General features: G+C 67.2%; 12 protein-coding genes and 1 pseudogene. 8 read left to right on the forward strand and 5 right to left on the reverse strand.

Translation table 11 applies throughout. The features are described from left to right. The first annotated feature begins 47 nt into the window (after positions 1–47). On the forward strand, positions 48–1,004 hold the full coding sequence (locus FGL25_RS05070; RefSeq protein ID WP_046654625.1) for a DMT family transporter: 957 nt from the start codon (positions 48–50) through the stop codon (positions 1,002–1,004). Between the two features lie 5 nt (positions 1,005–1,009). Here FGL25_RS05070 and FGL25_RS05075 read toward each other — a convergent pair whose 3' ends face one another. Beyond that, positions 1,010–1,495: a superoxide dismutase family protein gene (locus tag FGL25_RS05075; protein ID WP_252970247.1), complete on the reverse strand. Its 486-nt coding sequence runs from the start codon at positions 1,493–1,495 to the stop codon at positions 1,010–1,012. Between the two features lie 282 nt (positions 1,496–1,777). On the opposite strand from FGL25_RS05075, the gene gyrA reads away from it, so the two are divergent. Genes gyrA through FGL25_RS05100 form a run of 5 tightly spaced genes read left to right on the forward strand, consistent with a single transcriptional unit; the run spans position 1,778 to position 7,658 of the window. After that, entirely contained in the window at positions 1,778–4,519 is a 2,742-nt protein-coding gene (gene gyrA / locus FGL25_RS05080) for a DNA gyrase subunit A (protein WP_138142373.1), read from the forward strand. Between the two features lie 6 nt (positions 4,520–4,525). After that, positions 4,526–5,329, forward strand: a complete 804-nt coding sequence (locus tag FGL25_RS05085; RefSeq protein ID WP_138141123.1) for an aminotransferase class IV — start codon at positions 4,526–4,528, stop codon at positions 5,327–5,329. A 54-nt stretch (positions 5,330–5,383) separates the two neighbouring features. After that, on the forward strand, positions 5,384–5,869 hold the full coding sequence (coaD, locus tag FGL25_RS05090) for a pantetheine-phosphate adenylyltransferase (protein ID WP_003165515.1): 486 nt from the start codon (positions 5,384–5,386) through the stop codon (positions 5,867–5,869). A gap of 26 nt (positions 5,870–5,895) precedes the next feature. Next, positions 5,896–6,729: a peptidylprolyl isomerase gene (locus tag FGL25_RS05095; protein ID WP_167493379.1), complete on the forward strand. Its 834-nt coding sequence runs from the start codon at positions 5,896–5,898 to the stop codon at positions 6,727–6,729. Positions 6,730–6,764: 35 nt separating this feature from the next. Next, a complete protein-coding gene (locus FGL25_RS05100) occupies positions 6,765–7,658 on the forward strand; it encodes a peptidylprolyl isomerase (RefSeq protein ID WP_138141125.1) in 894 nt (297 codons plus the stop codon). A 159-nt stretch (positions 7,659–7,817) separates the two neighbouring features. Here the strand turns inward: FGL25_RS05100 and FGL25_RS05105 are convergent. The 3 genes and pseudogenes from FGL25_RS05105 to FGL25_RS05115 all read right to left on the reverse strand — a co-directional run bounded on the left by FGL25_RS05105 (position 7,818) and on the right by FGL25_RS05115 (position 13,040). Continuing rightward, a pseudogene (locus tag FGL25_RS05105) lies at positions 7,818–8,940 on the reverse strand (Ppx/GppA phosphatase family protein). A 108-nt stretch (positions 8,941–9,048) separates the two neighbouring features. After that, complete coding sequence (locus FGL25_RS05110) at positions 9,049–11,040, reverse strand: M61 family metallopeptidase (protein ID WP_138141126.1); 1,992 nt, start codon at positions 11,038–11,040, stop codon at positions 9,049–9,051. Positions 11,041–11,090: 50 nt separating this feature from the next. Next, positions 11,091–13,040, reverse strand: coding sequence for a M61 family metallopeptidase (locus FGL25_RS05115; RefSeq protein ID WP_436835258.1), 1,950 nt, complete (start codon positions 13,038–13,040; stop codon positions 11,091–11,093). Positions 13,041–13,225: 185 nt separating this feature from the next. On the opposite strand from FGL25_RS05115, the gene FGL25_RS05120 reads away from it, so the two are divergent. Next, positions 13,226–14,167 (forward strand): DUF2268 domain-containing putative Zn-dependent protease, encoded by a 942-nt coding sequence (locus FGL25_RS05120; protein ID WP_076224669.1) that lies wholly within the window; start codon positions 13,226–13,228, stop codon positions 14,165–14,167. Here the strand turns inward: FGL25_RS05120 and FGL25_RS05125 are convergent. Then, on the reverse strand, positions 14,164–14,679 hold the full coding sequence (locus tag FGL25_RS05125; protein ID WP_138141129.1) for an FKBP-type peptidyl-prolyl cis-trans isomerase: 516 nt from the start codon (positions 14,677–14,679) through the stop codon (positions 14,164–14,166). The two genes, FGL25_RS05120 and FGL25_RS05125, sit on opposite strands and share 4 nt — an antisense overlap. Positions 14,680–14,999: 320 nt before the next feature. Here FGL25_RS05125 and rpoB point away from each other — a divergent pair, with 320 nt between their 5' ends. After that, positions 15,000–19,115 (forward strand): DNA-directed RNA polymerase subunit beta, encoded by a 4,116-nt coding sequence (rpoB, locus tag FGL25_RS05130; RefSeq protein WP_138141130.1) that lies wholly within the window; start codon positions 15,000–15,002, stop codon positions 19,113–19,115. The last annotated feature ends 65 nt before the right edge of the window (positions 19,116–19,180 follow it).

The raw sequence follows: 19,180 nt of genomic DNA on the forward strand, positions 1-19,180 counted from the left end.
CGGTTCGCACGGGCGGAGCAGGGGGCGCGGACGGGTAACCTGCGGTCATGCTTCGTGAGAGGCCAATCGTCGCGCCCTGTGGCAAGCATGGGGGCGTGTCCAGTTCCTCCTCCTCCCCGCACGCGCTGACGCCGCTCGAGATCGCCGCCATCGTGGCCGTTCTGGTCATCTGGGGGGTGAACAACGCCGCCGCCAAGGTCGCCACCGAGGTGCTGCCGCCGCTGATGACGGGGGCGCTGCGCTTCGCCATCGCCGCCGCCTGCCTGGTCTGGTTCGTGCGGCCGCCGTTTCCGAACTGGAAGAGCCTGCTCATCATCGCCGTGGTGGGCGGGCCGATCCACTACGGTCTGATCTACCTGGCCTTCTGGCTGGCCCATGACGTCAGCCCGGTGACGGTGGCGACCCAGCTGTGGATTCCGCTGACGTCCCTGTTCGCCTTCCTGTTGCTGGGCGAGCGGATCAGTCGGATGGCGACCGTCGGCCTGGTGATCGCCTTCATGGGCGTGGCCTGGATGACGCTGGACCCCCACGCCTTGCAGGACTGGAAGGCTATTCTGGTCGGGGCGCTGGGCGCCTCGGCCTGGGCGCTGACGACGGTGATCGCGCGCCGCACCACCTCTATTCCGCCGCTGAAGATGCAGGGGCTGCTGGCGCTGATGGCCTTGCCGGCTCTGACGCTGGGGTCGGCCCTGTTCGAGACGGGGCAGTGGGAGGCGGCGAAGGCGGCGACGCCGCTGGTGTGGGGCACCCTGATCTGGGCGGGGGTGATTTCGTCCGTGTTCGCGACCAGTCTGATGTTCTGGCTGGTGCAGAGGCGCGAGGCCGGGCGGGTGACGCCCTATCTGCTGGGCTCGCCCCTGGTGTCGATCCTGATCGGCGGCCTGTTCATGGGCGACGTGCTGACGCCGCAGATCCTGACCGGCGTGGCGATCGCCCTGGCGGGGGTGGTCACGGTGGCCCTGGGGGAGCGCGGCTTGCGCGCCGGCGCTCCCGCCAAGGTTTAGGCGGCTTACTGCGCCTTGATGACCGCGCAGGCCACGCGGTCGCCCGCGCCGCCGATGGGCTGGCTGGAGTGATCGTCGGCGTTGGCGTGGATCACCAGGGCCGAGCCGTCGGCGTCCAGCAGCCACTGGCCGGGGCCGTTCTGCGACAGGCGGGCGTGGCTGGTGAAGACCTCGGCGTTCACGGCGCCGCTGGCGTCGGCGAAGACGTTGGGCAGGTCGCCGTCATCGGGGCCTTCAGCGTTCAGCAGGCCGTGGGGCTTCTTGGGATCGCCGTGGTTGATGTGAGCGCCGGCCGAGGTGAAGGGCGCCTCGCACTGGCCCGTGGCGTGGATGTGGATGCCGTGCCAGCCGGGCGTCAGGCCCGTGGCCTCGACCTTGATCAGCAGGCCGGTCGCGCCCTGCGTCAGGGTGGCCTTGCCGATGTCGGCGCCCTGGCCGTTGATGATGGCGACCTGAGAGGTTTGACCCGGCGTAGCGCGCATCATGGCCATGTGGGCGGCGTGCTGATCCGGCGTATGGCCTGCATGGCCCGCATGTTGTTGAGCCGACGCGGCGCCTGCGGCGAGGGCGATCGCCAGAACGCCGGGCGCGATGAAGGCGGTTGGTGTCAAGCGCATGAATTTCCTGTCCTTTTACACGCGGGGATTTCAGCGGCGTTTCTTTGCCACCACGGCCCCCTGATGATAGAAACCTGAATAGCGGATCACGTTCCGATTCCGGCCATCTAAAGCCTGATTTCCTTGACCGACGACAGCTACCAAAACGCCGCCCCCATGGCGCCGGGCGATATTTCGACCATCACCATCGAGGATGAGCTGAAACGCTCCTATCTCGACTACGCCATGAGCGTGATCGTCAGCCGGGCCCTGCCGGACGCGCGCGACGGTCTGAAGCCGGTGCATCGTCGCATCCTCTATTCGATGCACGATCTGAACATGACGCCGGAGCGCGCCTATTCGAAGTGCGCCCGCGTGGTCGGCGACGTGCTGGGCCGGTTCCACCCGCACGGCGACGCTTCGGTCTACATGGCCCTGGTCCGCATGGCCCAGGACTTCTCCATGGGCCTGATGCTGGTCGACGGCCAGGGCAACTTCGGCTCGGTCGACGGCGATATGCCGGCCTCCATGCGTTACACCGAGGCCAAGATGGCCCCGGCCGCCGTGGCCCTGCTGACCGACATCGACAAGGACACCGTCGATTTCCAGCCGAACTACGACGAGAAGGAGCTGGAGCCTGTCGTCCTGCCGGCGCGGATTCCGAACCTGCTGGTCAACGGCGCGGGCGGCATCGCCGTCGGCATGGCGACCAACATCCCGCCGCACAACCTGCGTGAAGTGATCGACGCCGCGGTCGCCCTGCTGGACGACCCGGACGTGTCGGACGACGCCCTGCTGGATATCGTGCCGGGACCGGACTTCCCCACGGGCGGCGAGATCATGGGCCGCACGGCCCCGCGCAACGCCCTGCGCGACGGGCGCGGCTCGGTCATCGTGCGCGGCAAGGCGTCGATCGAAGAGATCCGCAAGGATCGCGACGCCATCATCATCACCGAACTGCCGTTCCAGGTGAACAAGCAGACCCTGATCGAGCGCATCGCCGAAATGGTGCGCGAGAAGCGTCTGGAAGGCATCGCCGACGTTCGCGACGAGTCCGACCGCCTGGGCATGCGCATCGTCATCGAGTTGAAGCGCGACGCTTCGGGCGATGTGATCCTGAACCAGCTGTATCGCTATACGGCGCTGCAATCCTCGTTCGGCGTCAACATGCTGGCGCTGAACCACGGCCGTCCCGAGCAGATGGGCCTGCGCAAGCTGCTGGAGCTCTTCCTCGACTTCCGCGAGGAGGTGGTGGTCCGCCGGGTCAAGTTCGAACTGGCCAAGGCCCGCGATCGCGGCCACGTCCTGGTCGGTCTGGCCGTCGCCGTCGCCAACATCGACGAGGTGATCCACATCATCCGCAGCTCGGCCGACCCGGCCGAGGCGCGCGAGCGGCTGCAGGCCAAGGCCTGGCCGGTCGGGGACATGATGGCCCTGGTCGAGCTGATCGCCGACCCGCGCACCGTCCTGGTCGAGGGCGACAAGATTCGCCTGACCGATGAACAGGCCCGCGCCATTCTGGCCTTGACGCTGTCGCGTCTGACGGGCCTGGGCCGCGACGACATCTTCGGCGAGGCGCGCACGCTGGCCGACACCATTCAGGGCCACCTGACCATCCTGTCGGATCGCAAGAACGTCCTGGCCATCATCCGCGAAGACCTGCTGCTGGTGAAGGATCAGTTCGGCGTCGATCGCCGCACCCTCATCGGCGAAGGCGACGCCGAGATGGAGGACGAAGACCTGATCCCGCGCGAGGACATGGTCGTGACCGTGACCCACTCGGGCTACGTCAAGCGCGTGGCGCTGAACGCCTATCGGACCCAGCATCGCGGCGGCAAGGGCCGCAGCGGCATGGCGATGAAGGATGAGGACGTCGTCACCAGCGTCTTCAGCGCCTCGACCCACACGCCGGTCCTGTTCTTCGCCACCAACGGCAAGGCCTATAAGCTGAAGACCTGGCGCCTGCCGCTGGGCAATCCGCAGTCGCGCGGCAAGGCCTTCGTCAACCTGCTGCCGATCGAGCCGGGCGACAGCATCATGAACGTGCTGCCCCTGCCGGAAGACGAAACGACCTGGGGCGACTACGACATCATGTTCGCCACCCAGTCGGGCGACGTGCGACGCAACAAGCTCAGCGACTTCGCCACGGTGAACCGCGCGGGCAAGATCGCCATGAAGCTGGAAGACGGCGACGGCATGGTCGGCGTCGGCCTGTGCACGGCCGAGGACGACGTGCTGCTGACGACCGCCCTGGGCCGGGCCATCCGCTTCAAGGCCGACGACGTGCGCGTGTTCAAGGGCCGCGACTCTACCGGCGTGCGGGGCATCCGCCTGCAGCACGGCGACACGGTCATCTCCATGGCCATCCTGGGCCGCGTGGACGCGACGCCGGAAGAGCGCGCCGCCTATGTCAAACACGCCAACGCCATGCGTAAGGCGCTGGCCGGGGCCGATGCGGAAGAGGATGTCGTCACGGTCGAGGCCGATGACGAAGAGGCCGGCGACACCGCCCTGTCCGTCGAGCGCATTGCGGAACTGGGTGCGGCCGAGCAGTTCATCCTGACGGTCACGGAAACCGGCTTCGGCAAGCGGTCCTCAGCCTATGAGTATCGCCGCACGGGTCGCGGCGGGCAGGGGCTGACGGCGCACGGCCTGGGCGGTCGCGCGGGCACGCGCCTGGCCGCCGCCTTCCCGGTCGAGGAGTCGGACGATCTGATGCTGGTCACGGACGGCGGCCAGATGATCCGCACCCCGGTCAGCCAGGTCCGCATCGTCGGCCGCTCCAGCCAGGGCGTGACCATCTTCCGCACCGGCAAGGACGAGAAGGTCGTCTCGGTCGAGCGTCTGGCCGATTCCGGCGGCGACGATGAAGACGGCGACGTCAACGAGACGTCGACCGACGAGGGCGGCGAGGTCTGATCCTGCATGGCCGTCGCTCCTGAACTCTGGATCGACGGCCGACCTGCCGGGGTTGAGGATCTGGGCCGCCAGGCCTTGTTCAACTACGGCGCCCTGACCTCTTTCCGCGTGGAGGGGGGCGGGGTGCGCGGTCTGGATCGGCACCTGGGCCGTCTCAACCGTTCGGCGGTCGAACTGTTCGGCGAGGCTGTCGCCGAAGACCGCCTGCGCGATCAGATGCGGACGGCGCTGGCCGGGCGGGACGAGGCCTGGCTGCGCGTCAGCCTGTTTTCAAACGAGCTTTCCCTGCGTCAGCCGGACTGGATCGGCGCGCCGCAGGTGATGATCAGCGTCTCGGCGCCGCCGTCGCCTCTGCCGCACGGGGTGCGTCTGCAAAGCCAGGCCTATGCCCGCGAGGCGCCGCATCTGAAGCACGTCGCCACGATGGGCCTGTTGCGGGCGCGGCGCATGGCGCGGCTGGCGGGTTTCGACGACGCCCTGTTCACCGACGCCGAGGGTCGGATTTCCGAGGGCTCGCTGTGGAATGTCGGCTTCATCGAGGGCGAGACGGTGGTCTGGCCCGAGGCGCGCATGCTGGACGGGGTGGCGCAGGCCCTGATCCGCGAGGCGCTGGAGCGCGCCGGATCGCCGCAGCGGACCGAGGTCGTGCGCCTGTCGGACCTGCCCCGGTTTGACGGCGCCTTCCTGTGCAACAGCGCCACGCCCGCGGCGGAAATCGCGGCTGTCGACGACCATGTCTTCACCGGCGCGACGGATGCGGTGCAGCAGATAGGCGCCCTTTGGCGATCACAGCCGCGTCAGAAAATCTAGGCCGTTCATTTCGCACCTGCTAAACGGGCCCAAACGATGGGGAGGCCGCCGGCCATGCGTATCGGACTTTATCCGGGCACCTTCGATCCGGTCACCAACGGTCATCTCGATATCATCGGGCGGGCGGTCAAGCTGGTGGACCGGCTGGTCATCGGCGTCGCCAAGAACGACGACAAGGGCCCGTTGTTCTCGACCGCTGAGCGGGTCGAGATGCTCAAGGCCGAGGTGGCGCGTTTCAACGCCGACATCGAGGTGCGGCCGTTTTCCAGCCTGCTGATGCATTTCGCCGAGGAACTGGACGCCAGCGTCATCATACGCGGTCTGCGCGCCGTCGCCGATTTCGAGTATGAGTTCCAGATGACGGCGATGAATCAGCGCCTCAACAGCGACATAGAGACGGTGTTCCTGATGGCCGATCCGCGGCATCAGGCCATCGCCTCGCGACTGGTGAAGGAAATCGCCCGGCTGGACGGTCGGATCGACAGCTTCGTCAGCCCGGCGGTCGCCGCGAGCGTGTTGGCCAAGGTCAAGAAGGGTTGAGGTCGGGTTTGAAGATCAAGTCTGTGATGGCGCTGGCGGCGGGCATGGCCCTGCTGGCCGGTGGAGCGATGGCCCAGTCGGGCGGCCAGTCGGGCGATTGGCGCACTGTGGCGCCCGAGAACCTGTGGGTGATCGACACGGCCAAGGGCCGCATCCTGGTGGAGCTGGAGCCGCGCGCGGCGCCGAACCATGTTGAGCGCATCCGCACCCTGACCAATCAGGGCTTCTATGACGGGCTGAAATTCCACCGCGTCATTCCGAACTTCATGGCCCAGACCGGCGACCCTCAGGGCACCGGCGCGGGCGGCAGCGAACTTCCGGACCTGAAGGGCGAGTTCACCTTCCGTCGCGGCCGCGACAGCGGCTTCGTCCCGGTCGAGAACAGCGGGCCGGGCCTGCGCGGCATCATGGGCTCCATCCCGGTGGTGACGCAGCCCGACGCCCAGATGTTCGTCACGGCGGACTTCAAGACCTCGGCCCAGGGGCTGTTCTGCCCCGGCGTGGCGGGCATGGCGCGCGCCGGCTCGCCTGACAGCGCCAACAGCCAATTCTATCTGATGATGGGCCAGAACGACAATCTGAACGGCGCCTACACGGTCTTCGGCCGGGTGGTGCAGGGCCTGGACGTGGTCAAGGCGCTCAAGGCGGGCAACGACGCCAACGACGGGGCCGTCGGTCCCGACGCCGACGTCATGACGCGGGCGCGTCTGGCCTCGTCCATGCCGGAGGCCGAGCGGCCGACGATCCGCGTGGCTGTGCCCGGCTCTGCGCCGTTCAACGCCGCCGTCGAGGCGGCGCGGGCCGCCAAGGGCGCGTCCTTCGGCATCTGCGACGTCCAGCCGCCGGTTCAAGGCGGCTGACGGCGATCATCCACGCCAGGGGAGGGGCGCGGAACATGAGGCACCAACTTCCGACGATCGGGGCGGCGCTGCTGGCCGCCCTGATGGCGAGCGCGGCGACGGCTCAGGACGCGGCGCCGGCGCCCAGCGACGCTGCGCCGCGTGAGGCGGCCCCGGCGATCGCCGCCGGCGACTGGCGCGTGGTGGCGCCGGATAATCTGCTGGTCATCGACACCAGCAAGGGCCGCATCCTGGTGGAGATGACGCCCGAGGCCGCGCCCGGCCATGTCGCGCGCATGCGTCTGCTGGCCAAGGCGGGCTTTTATGACGGTTTGAACTGGCATCGGGTCATCGACGCCTTCATGGCCCAGACGGGCGATCCCCTGGGCACAGGCGAGGGCCAGAGCTGGCATCCCGACCTGAAGGCCGAGTTCACCTTCCGCCGTGACGCACAGACGCCCTTCGCCGCCGTGGCTGCGCCTGCGGGCGCCCTGATGGGCTTCGTCCAGTCGCTTCCGGTGCAGACCCAGCCTGACGCTGTGATGAGGACGACGGCGGACGGCAAGGTCCACGCCTGGGGCCTGTATTGTCCCGGCGTCGCGGGTATGGCGCGCGACGATGCGCCCGACAGCGCTAACAGCCAGTTCTTCCTGATGCGCCAGCCCTATCCGGCGTTGGACAAGCGTTACACCGTCTGGGGACGGGTGGTGTCGGGCCTGGACGTCGTGCGCGCGTTGAAGTTCAGCCCGAATCCCGACGGCATCGTGAGCGATCCCGACCGCATGATGCGTGTGCGCGTAGCGGGCGATCTGGCCGAAGCCGAGCGGCCCACGGTGCGCGTCCTGAGCACGAGCAGCGCCCCGTTCCGCGCCCTGGTCGAAACCACGCGGACGGCGAGGGGCGCCGACTTCTCAGTCTGCGACATCGACTTGCCGGTCCAGGTGGATTAGCCGCTTCAAAGTCCTTCTCCCCTTGTGGGAGAAGGTGGCAGGCGTCAGCCTGACGGATGAGGGGTTGCTGGACGCTCAACCCATTGTCCGCATAAGGCGTGGCGAGACCCCTCATCCGGCCCTGTCGGGCCATCTTCTCCCGCAAGGGGAGAAGGGCGATTATTGGCCGCCGCCAGCGCCAGCGCCAGCACCACCGCCGCCCCTGCGACGCCGGCGACGACGCGGTTTAGGCTGCCGGTCTTCGCGCATCTTCTGCAGCAGCAGGCCTTCACGCAGGCCGCGGTCGGCCACGCGCACCCGCTCGCACGGCCAGGCGCGCTGTACGGCTTCCAGGATCGCCGCGCCCCGCCAACACCAGGTCGGCGCGGTCCGGCCCGATGCAGTTCTCAGCCGCGCGCCCGATGGGACCGAGGGCGATCAGGCGGTTGGCCGCCTTTTCGCAGTCGCCGCGCGTCATCCAGAGGCCGTCGACCAGATCGCGCTGATAGCGTTTCAGCTCCAGATGAATGCCCGCCAGGCTGGTGATGGCGCCGGAGGTGCCGACCATATGTCCGCGCCCGGCGCCCACGCGGGTCAGGAAGTCCGGGCCTTCTGGACCGCCCGTAGCGATGGCGGCGCCGAAGTCGGCGACCATGGCCTCATACCATTCGGGCGGGCTGCCATCCGGCTCGGGGTGGCGTTCGGCCAGGCTGACCACGCCCAGCGGCGCTGACATCCACGCCGCGGTTTCGAAGCCGCGCGGTCCCTTCATCAGCCAGGACAGTTCGGTCGAGCCGCCGCCCACGTCGATCACCAGCACCGCCTCGGCGCGCGGATCGAACAGGTTGAGACAGCCCGCGACCGACAGGGCGGCTTCCTCGGAGGGATCGATGATCCGAAGCCGCAGGCCGGTGCCGCGCCGCACCCGCTCGACGAAGGCGGGGCCGTTTTCGGCCATGCGGCAGGCCTGGGTGGCGACGGCGGTCAGGCGGTTGGGATCGACGCCCTTGCGCACCAGGCGCTCGGCGCACAGGGCCAGGGCGTCATAGGCCCGGTCCATCGCCCGATCGTCCAGGCGGCCGGTGCGCGACAGGCTCTCGCCAAGGCGTACGATGCGGCTGAAAGAATCCACCACGCGAAAGCCGTCACGCGCTGGGCGCGCGATCAGCAGGCGGCAATTGTTGGTCCCCAGGTCGAGCGCGCCGTAGAGGGGCGCGTCTCGATCGAAAGCACCGCTGTTGCGGGGCCTCCGAGGCAGGGACCGCGTGTCGCGCCGTCCGGGCGCGCCAGGGGTCTCCGGCATGGGCCGAGTTCTCATGTGGGCGGTCCGAAGCGGCGCCCGTCCCTGACAGGTTAAACCGCCCCGGCCGGTCGCGCCAAGCCGTGATCTGCTCGGCGCGCCTTTAGACCCTTAGCGACGGCGCGGGCTGAGGATGTCGCCCAACCGATCCGGCGTGCCGGGAATCCGCTCCAGGCGCGGGTAGCGCAGGCCCTCGTGATAGTCGAAATCGACGGTGCGGTAGCGGTCGCCGTTCTTGAGCAGCAGGCGGATCGGGGCGTCGGTTCCCTTGGCGGCGGTGACGGCGTCGCGCAGCTTTTCGGCCGAGGCGGCGATGTCGTTGACGGCGACCAGCTCCCAGCCCGGCCCGATGTCGGCCTCGAAGGCGCGGCCGCCCCAGCGAATGCCGGTCAGCTTGTTCGACGAGGACAGGGTGAAGCCTAGGGAATACTGGAAGTCGTTGGCCCAGCCCGACTGGATGCGCTTCTCGTCGGCCGTCAGGGTGTCGGTGTAGGTCAGGCGGTAGCCGCCGCGCGCCAGACCGTCCAGCGGGGCCCTGGCGTCCGGCCCGCTGGCGTCCAGGCGCGTGCGCAGGAAGGTCGCCCAGTCGTGCGGATGGACCGCGTTCAGCGCCGCGACCACGTCGTCGAACGTATAGCCGCGCGGCGCCCAGGAGCCGTCGTCGCCGCCGAAGAAGCCCTTGGCGAAGTCGTCCAGCGATTTCTTCCCGCCCGTCGCTTCGCGGATCAGGGTGTCGGCGTCCAGCCAGATCAGCAGTGCCTCGCGGTAGTAGTCGCCCGTGCCGCGCATCCATGACGAATAGGGGTTCGAGGTGCGATAGCCGAGCAGGTTGTGGTTGTTGGCATCCTGCAGCGGGCGCCATTCGCGGCCCGGCTGGTTGTCATAGAAGGCGGCGTTCTCGGCCACGGTGACCAGAATGTCTTCCTTGGAGGCCAGGCCCGAGCGGGCGGTCAGCACATCGCCCCAGTATTCCGTCTGACCCTCATAGACCCACAGAAGGGTGTTCTGGGTCGGGATGTTGTGGTTGGCGGTCAGTTCGTCGACCGGGCGCTGGCGCTTGCCGTTCCAGGCGTGGACGAACTCGTGCGGCAAGAGGCCGACGGCCCCCATGCTCTTGCCCCAGTTGGTGAAGAAGTCGGTCGGGACCGAGTTCTCGGACGAGCGATGATGCTCCAGGCCGATGCCGCCCATCTTCGACGTGGCGGCCACCAGGAAATCGTAGCGGTCATAGGGGCGGGCGCCGAACAGGCGGTCGGTCTGGGTGACCAGGTTCTCGAACCAGCCGAGCTGCTCGGTCGTGGGGGCCAGATCCTTGGCCGCATCGGCGACGATGTTCAGGTGGACGGCGCCTTCGCCGTTTCCGCGGCGCGGGTCGATGGCGATGCGCTGGAAGTTGGCGCCGCCGAACAGGGGGCTGTCGATCAGGGTGTAGAGGTCGGTCGGCGCAAACGTCGCCAGGCCGTCGACGAAGCTTTGGGTGTCCAGCGCCACGCCGTATTTCCAGCCCTGCGGCAGACGGATCGACGGGGCGAAGGTGATGCCGGTGGAGCGATAGCCCGCCGGATAGAGCAGGGCCTTCTCCCACTGCAGATTGACCATCTCGGGCGTCATGACCACGCGCCAGGTCGAGCTGTCCGGCTGGGTCAGCCACTGGAAGTCGACCGTGATCTCGCTGACGCCCTGCGGCACCTCGATGTGGAAGGCGTAGGGGTCGATGGTGTCGCGCAGCCAGTCGATGCGGGCGCCGCCCCCCTGGACGGTCACGCCGGACACCAGCTGGATCGGGCCGGTCGCCGCGTGGTTGCCGGGCAGGAATTTCGGATAGAGCAGGACCAGATGGCCGGGCGTGACCGGGATGGTCTGGCGCACGCGGACGATCTTCTTCTCGACGTCGGTGGCGTCGACCTCATAGCGGATGACGCCGGGATAGGCCTCTGCCGTCGGCGCCGGGATCGGCGGCAGAGCGCGGGGCAGGGCCAGCGGCGTGTTCTGCGGCGTCGGCGCGGCGGGGGCCTGCGGGCCGGTCCATTGCTGAGCGAGCGCGGTCGAGGCGGCCGAGGTCAGCAGCAGGGCGAGGGCGGCGGCGGGCAGGCGTCGGGTCATCGGGTATCCAGAACTCTGAAAGCGGTCGGTATTAGGCTTGGCAGGAGGCGTTATCGGCGGCGAGGCGACAGGATGTCGCCCAGGCGGTCGGGCGTTCCCTCGATCCGCTCAAGATGCGGATAGCGCAGGCCGTCGTGGTAGTCGAAGCGCACCGTCCGGAAGCGGTCGCCGTTCTTGAGGATCAGCTCGATCGGTTCGGACGTCCCCTTGGCGGCGGTGACGGCTTCTTTCAGCGCGTCGGCCGATGCGGCGCGCCCGCCGACGGCGACGACTTCCCAGCCTGAGGTCAGGCCTTGTTCGAAGGCCGGGCCGCCCCACAGGACGGAGGTGATCTTGTTCGCACCATTCATCATGAAGCCGAGCGAATAGGTGAAGTCGTTGCGCCCCAGCTCCTTGTAGAGGGCGCCCATGTAGCCGGACGGCTCCTCCTTGAAGACCAGGCGGTAGCCGCCGCGCTCAATGCCGTCCAGCGGTCCGCGCGAGTCGGGGCCGACCGCGTCTAGACGTTCGCGCAGGAAGGCGGCCCAGTCGTTCGCCTGCACTCCGTTCAGCGTCGAGGTTACATCGGCGAAGGTGTAGGGGGCCGGATCCCAGTCGCCGTCCTCGACGCCGAAGAAGGCCTTGGCGAAGTCGTCCAGCGACTTCTTCCCGCCGGTCCGCTCGCGGATCAGGGTGTCGGCGTCTAGCCAGATCAGCGCGCCTTCGCGGTAATAGTCCTCGCTGCGCTGATAGCTGCTCCAAGGTTGGGGGCGGCGCTGGCTGATGATGGGGTCGTTGGTGGTGTCCTGCATGGCGCGCCACTGGCGGCCGGGGATGTGCTGGAAGCTGGCGGCGCTCATGGCCAGGACGTCCAGCGCCTGCTGCTTGGACATCAGGCCCGCGCGGGCGGTCAGGACCAGGCCCCAGTACTGCGTCTGGCCTTCATAGACCCACATCAGGGAGTTCTGCAGCGGCTCGTTCAGATTGGGCGTCAACTGGTCGGCCGGGCGGCGCCACTTGCCGTTCCAGCTGTGGGTGTATTCGTGACCCAGCAGGTCGCGGTCGGCCAGGGTCGCCTCTCGATCGGTGAAATACTTCACATCGACGCTGTTCTCGGACGAGCGGTGGTGCTCCAGCCCGATGCCGCCCAGCTTGTCCGTCACGGCCAGCAGGAAGTCGTAGTGGTTGAAGTGGCGCGCGCCGAACAGGCGGTCGGCCTGCTGGACCAGGTTGCGGTGCAGTTGGACGTGCTCGTCCGTCGCTTCCAGCATCTTGGCGTCATCGGCCACGACGTTCAGGCGCACCGGCGAGCGGCCGCCCGGATCCAGGTCGATCTGGCGATAGTGGGCGCCGGCGAAGACGGGGCTGTCAGCCAGATGCTCCAGCGTGATGGGGGCGAAGGTCGCCAGGCCGTTCTCGAAGCTGACGGTGTCCAGGGCGACGCCGTAGTTCCAGCCCTGAGGCAGCTTCAGCGTCGGCTGGAAGGTGATCTGACGCGAATAATAGCCCGCCGGATAGAGCAGGGCCTTTTCCCACTGGATGTTCAGCATCTCGGGCGTGACGACGACGCGGCCCTGATTGCCTTCAATGGGCGTCAGCCACTGGAAGGCGGCCTCGACCTCGGTCACGCCGGCCGGAACCTCGATCTGATAGGCCCAGGGCTGGACGGTGTTGCGCACCCACTCCAGCCGCCGCCCCTCGGCGGTGAAGGTCAATCCGCCGACGTTGGCGACGGGGCCGACCGGGCCGTGGTTGCCGGGAATCCATTGCGGATAGAAGAGGATCAGCGGGCCGGGGCCGCTGACGGGGATGGTCTGGCGCACCTGGATCAGGCGGCGGTCGATGTCGGTGGCGTCGACGTCCAGCTTAATGACGCCGGGATAGGCCTCGTCCTTGGCCGCTGGAATCGGCGCCAGGGCGACGGGCAGGGCGGGCGTTCCCACCTGGGCCAGGGCCGAACCGGCGCTGAACAGCAAGGCGGAGGCGCAGGCGGTGACAAGCAGGCGGGCGGCGGGACGCATCATCAGAGGGACTTTCCGGCAAGGCGGCGAGGACGCAGCAGATCACTGTGCGTTGCGGCTATGGTCAAGCCCGACGTGGGCGGATGAATTCGCCGTCATGTTTGGGTCGCCTGCGCGGAGGCGGATTTCACCGGCTCCGATTGCGTACTAGCGTGACAGCGGTGTCACAAGGCGATGGAGATCACATGAACGGGAAGCGGATTCTGGCGAGCGTCGCCGCCGTGCTGGCGCTTTTGGCGTCGTCGCCGACGTTCGCGGCCCAGATGGCGGCGCCGGATCGCACCAGCCCCGAACCCGTGATCGAGACCGGCGACGTCGACCGCTTCTATGCGCTTTACGACAGCACCGCCGGACGGCCGAGCGCTGAGCAGCTTCAGGCCTATCTGGATGGCGGCTCCACCGGCCTGACGCACCTGGCGAAGGTGCGCAGGGTGACGGGCGCGAGGATGGCGGACGCCATGGCTGCTCGACCCGAAATCTATGTCGAGGCGCGGGCCTGCGCTGACCACCTGCCGCGCGTCCGTGCGCGGGTCGCCGAGGGGCTGGCCCGCTTCATCGATCAGTATCCCGGGGCGCAGTTTCCGTCGGCGACCTTTGTGATCGGTCGCGGCCGCCCGGTCGCGGTCGGCAGTCCGGTAGACGGAATTCAGGTGGGCTTGGAGGCGCTCTGCGCCACCGACTTCATCAATCCCGACATCGAGGACCGCTTCGTGGGCGTTCTGATCCACGAGTATGTCCACACCCAGCAGGCGCCGGAGCTTACTGAAAAAGAGCAGTTCACGGTGCTGGAGGTGTCGATGGCCGAGGGCGTCGCGGAGTTCGTCACTGAACTGATGATCGGCGCGCCGGCCTATGCCTATCTCGCGCCGCAGACTCGTGGACGTGAACTCGAGATCGAGACCGCCTTCATCGCTGATCAGGACAAGACCGACCTGTCGGCCTGGGTCTATAATTCAACGCCTGAGAAGCCTGGCGACCTCGGCTACTGGGTCGGCTACCGGATCGCCAAGGCCTATTACAGGAACGCTCCGGACAAAAGCGAAGCCCTGCGACAGATATTGCAGATGACGGACGCCAAGACCTTCCTCGTCGAGAGCGGTTGGAAGCCGGGCATGAACCTGGACTAGCGCTCCGGGTTCACCTCAAGCAGCTCGACCGTGAAGCGCAGGGCCGAGTTGGCGGGGATCTCCGTGCCCATCCAGCGCGGGCCGTAAGCCAGCTCGGCGGGGATGACGAACTCATAGGTCTCGCCTTCGCGCATCAGGGCCACGCCCTCGGTCCACCCCTTGATGACGCGGTTGAGCGGGAAGCTGGTCGGTTCGTTGCGCGAGTAGGAGCTGTCGAACTCGCGCCCATCGATGAAGGTGCCGCGATAGTGGACCTTGACCGTGTCGGTCGCCGTCGGCTGCTCGCCCTTGGGGTTGGCCTTGCCGACGCGACGATACTGCAGACCGGAGGGCGTGACGGTCCAGCCGCGCTGCTGGCTGTTCCACATCAGATAGGCGGCCTGGCCGACCTCCCAGTTCTCCTGGGTAGCGGGGCCGACGGGCGTGCGCGGTTCGGCGAGACGAGCGTCTTGCGTCGAAGCGCAGGCGGCAAGCGACAGGGCGGCGAGAACGGGCAGGGCGATGTGCTTCATAAGGCTAGGCTTATCACGCTGATTGAAACTGTCGACTGCTCGCGTGAGGGGCCTTTATTTCGCCGAAGAAGGGCGTATATATGCGCGTTCGCAGATTCCCTGAATCCCGCGCGAAAGCGCCGAGGCCCGGTTTGTCGCCCTCCGACCGGTGCGAAGGCGTCGCCCCTCCCCAAGGGGGCGGATACATCCAGGCGTCCTGATCCGCTCGCGGATCGAGGGTGGGCGCCGAGAGACATTTACGGTCACGGATCGCCGGTCGGCGCGCCGTGGCTGCTGCATTGAGAGCGGGCCTCGCAAGGGGCCGCGATTGGGAAAACAGAATGGCCAAGTCCACCGACGGTCTCGCCTTGGGTAAGATCGCTGCCGCCACGTCGTTTACCGGCAAGAAGCGCATTCGCTACAGCTTCGGGCGCATCCCCGAAGCCGTGCAGATGCCGAACCTGATCGAGGTTCAGCGCGCTTCCTATGAGCAGTTCCTGCAGCGCGAGTCGCGCCCCGGTCTGCGCAACGACGAGGGCATTGAAGCGGTCTTCAAGTCGGTCTTCCCGATCAAGGACTTCAACGAGCGCGCCGTCCTGGAATACGTCTCCTACGAGTTTGAAGACCCGAAGTACGACGTCGAGGAATGCATCCAGCGCGACATGACCTATGCCGCGCCGCTGAAGGTCAAGCTGCGCCTGATCGTCTTTGAGACCGAGGAAGAAACGGGCGCCCGTTCGGTCAAGGACATCAAGGAGCAGGACGTCTACATGGGCGACATTCCGCTCATGACGGGCAAGGGCACATTCATCGTCAACGGCACCGAGCGCGTGATCGTCTCGCAGATGCACCGCTCGCCGGGCGTCTTCTTCGACCACGACAAGGGCAAGACCCACTCGTCGGGCAAGCTGCTGTTCGCCGCCCGCGTCATCCCGTATCGCGGCTCGTGGCTGGACTTCGAGTTCGACGCCAAGGACATCGTCTACGTCCGCATCGACCGCCGTCGTAAACTGCCGGCCTCGACCTTCCTCTATGCCCTGGGCATGGACGGGGAAGAGATCCTCAAAACCTTCTACGAGACCGTTCCGTACGAGAAGCGCGGCGAAGGCTGGGTCACGCCCTACAAGCCGGAACGCTGGCGCGGCGTGAAGCCGGAGTTCGATCTGGTCGACGCCGACACTGGCGAAGTGGTCGCCCCGGCTGGTCAGAAGATCAGCGCCCGCGCCGCCAAGAAGCTGGCCGACGGCGGTCTGAAGTCGCTGTCGCTGGCGGCTGACGCCCTGCTGACCAAGTATCTGGCCGCTGACGCCGTCAACTACCAGACCGGCGAAATCTACGCCGAGGCGGGTGACGAGCTGGACGCCGCCGCGATCGAACTGCTGGAAGCCAACGGCTTCACCACCATCGACGTGCTGGACATCGACCACGTCACGGTCGGCGCCTACATGCGCAACACCCTGCGTGTGGACAAGAACACGGGCCGCGAGGACGCCCTGTTCGACGTCTATCGCGTCATGCGCCCGGGCGAGCCGCCGACGCCGGAAGCGGCCGAGGCCATGTTCAACTCCCTGTTCTTCGACGCCGAGCGCTACGACCTGTCGGCCGTGGGCCGCGTCAAGATGAACATGCGTCTGGAAACCCCTGAGGTTTCGGACGAAATCCGCGTCCTGCAGAAGGACGACGTGCTGAAGGTGCTGCAGATCCTGGTTGGCCTGAAGGACGGCCGCGGCGAGATCGACGACATCGACAACCTGGGCAACCGCCGGGTCCGTTCGGTCGGCGAGTTGCTGGAAAACCAGTACCGCGTCGGTCTGCTGCGCATGGAGCGCGCCATCAAGGAGCGTATGTCCTCGGTCGATATCGACACGGTCATGCCGCACGACCTGATCAACGCCAAGCCGGCCGCTGCGGCTGTGCGTGAATTCTTCGGCTCGTCGCAGCTGTCGCAGTTCATGGACCAGACCAACCCGCTGTCGGAAATCACCCACAAGCGTCGCCTTTCGGCGCTTGGCCCGGGCGGTCTGACGCGCGAGCGCGCCGGCTTTGAAGTCCGCGACGTTCACCCGACGCACTACGGCCGCATCTGCCCGATCGAAACGCCGGAAGGCCCGAACATCGGTCTGATCAACTCCCTGGCCACGCACGCTCGCGTGAACAAGTACGGCTTCATCGAAAGCCCGTACCGTCGCGTGGTCGAAGGCAAGGCGACGGACGAGGTGGTCTACATCTCGGCCATGGAAGAGGCGAAGCACGTCATCGCCCAGGCCAACATCGACCTGAAGGACGGCGAGATCGTCGAGGAGCTGGTGCCGGGCCGTATCAACGGCGACTCGCAGCTGCTGACCAAGGAAACGGTCGACATGATGGACGTGTCGCCGAAACAGGTCGTTTCGGTCGCCGCCGCCCTGATCCCCTTCCTGGAAAACGACGACGCCAACCGCGCGCTGATGGGCGCCAACATGCAACGTCAGGCCGTGCCGCTGGTGCAGTCGGACGCGCCGCTGGTCGGCACCGGCATGGAAGCGGTCGTGGCCGTGGACTCCGGCGCGGTCGTGATCGCCCGTCGTGACGGCGTGGTCGAACAGATCGACGGCACCCGCATCGTGGTTCGCGCCACGGGCGACGTGGACGCCGGTCGTTCGGGCGTCGACATCTATCGCCTGTCGAAGTTCCAGCGCTCGAACCAGTCGACCTGCATCAACCAGCGCCCGATCGTGCGCGTGGGCGACGAAGTGAAGACCGGCGACGTGATCGCCGACGGTCCGTCGACGGATCTGGGCGAACTGGCTCTGGGCCGCAACGTCCTGGTCGCCTACATGCCCTGGAACGGCTACAACTTCGAAGACTCCATCCTGATCTCCGAGCGCATCGTGCGCGACGACATCTTCACCTCCATCCACCTCGAAGAGTTCGAAGTGATGGCGCGTGATACCAAGCTGGGTCCGGAAGAAATCACCCGCGACATCCCGAACGTCGGCGAGGAGGCCCTGCGCAACCTCGACGAGGCGGGCATCGTGGCCATCGGCGCCGAGGTCCAGCCGGGCGACATCCTGGTCGGCAAGGTGACGCCGAAGGGCGAAAGCCCGATGACCCCGGAAGAGAAGCTGCTGCGCGCCATCTTCGGCGAGAAGGCTTCGGACGTGCGCGACACCTCGCTGCGTCTGCCGCCGGGCGTCGCCGGCACCATCGTCGACGTGCGCGTGTTCAACCGTCACGGCATCGACAAGGACGAGCGCGCCGTGGCCATCGAACGCGCCGAGATCGAGCGTCTGGGCAAGGACCGCGACGACGAGCTCAAGATCCTTGAGCGCAACGTCTACGGCCGCGTGAAGCCGCTGCTGCTCGGCAAGACCGCCGTGTCCGGCCCGAAGGGCATGGGCCGCGGCGAGGTCACCGAAGAGAAGCTGGCCGAAGTGTCCAAGGGCCTGTGGTGGCAGGTCGCCCTCGACGACGAGAAGGCGATGGGCGAGCTGGAGGCCATGAAGAAGCAGTTCGAGGACGCCCGTAAGGCCCTCGACCGCCGCTTCGAAGACAAGGTTGAGAAGCTGCAGCGCGGCGACGAGATGCCGCCCGGCGTCATGAAGATGGTCAAGGTCTTCGTGGCCGTGAAGCGCAAACTGCAGCCGGGCGACAAGATGGCCGGCCGTCACGGCAACAAGGGCGTCATCTCCAAGATCCTGCCGATCGAGGACATGCCGCACCTGGACGACGGCACCCACGTCGACATCGTTCTGAACCCGCTGGGCGTGCCGTCGCGCATGAACATCGGCCAGATCTTCGAAACCCACCTGGGTTGGGCAGCCGCTGGCCTGGGCAAGCAGATCAAGGGCTTGCTCGAGCAGTGGATGGACGGCGGCATGCGCGACGCCCTGGTGTCGCGTCTGACTCAGATCTACGGCGCCGACACCCCGCTGCCGCAGAGCGACGAAGAGCTGATCGAACTGGCCCAGAACCTGTCCAAGGGCGTTCCGTTCGCGACTCCGGTCTTCGACGGCGCGCGCATCTCGGACATCGAGGATCTGCTGGAATCGGCGGACCTGGATCGTTCGGGTCAGTCGATCCTGTTCGACGGCCAGACGGGCGAGCAGTTCAAGCGTCCGGTCACGGTCGGCTATGTGTACATGCTGAAGCTGCACCACCTGGTCGACGACAAGATCCACGCCCGCTCGATCGGCCCGTACTCGCTCGTCACCCAGCAGCCGCTGGGCGGTAAGGCGCAGTTCGGCGGTCAGCGCTTCGGGGAAATGGAGGTCTGGGCTCTGGAAGCTTACGGCGCCGCCTACACCCTGCAGGAAATGCTGACGGTGAAGTCGGACGACGTAGCCGGCCGGACCAAGGTCTACGAGGCCATTGTCCGCGGCGACGACAGCTTCGAGGCCGGCATCCCCGAGTCCTTCAACGTGCTGGTGAAGGAAATGCGCTCGCTGGGTCTGAACGTGGAGCTGGAAAACAGCTGACCGGATCAAGCGCCCTTCCTCGCCTCGGCGGGGGAGGGCGGTCCGCCTGTTCTCCTCTCTGAATG

Source organism: Brevundimonas vancanneytii, assembly GCF_901421975.1.
GTDB lineage: Bacteria > Pseudomonadota > Alphaproteobacteria > Caulobacterales > Caulobacteraceae > Brevundimonas > Brevundimonas diminuta.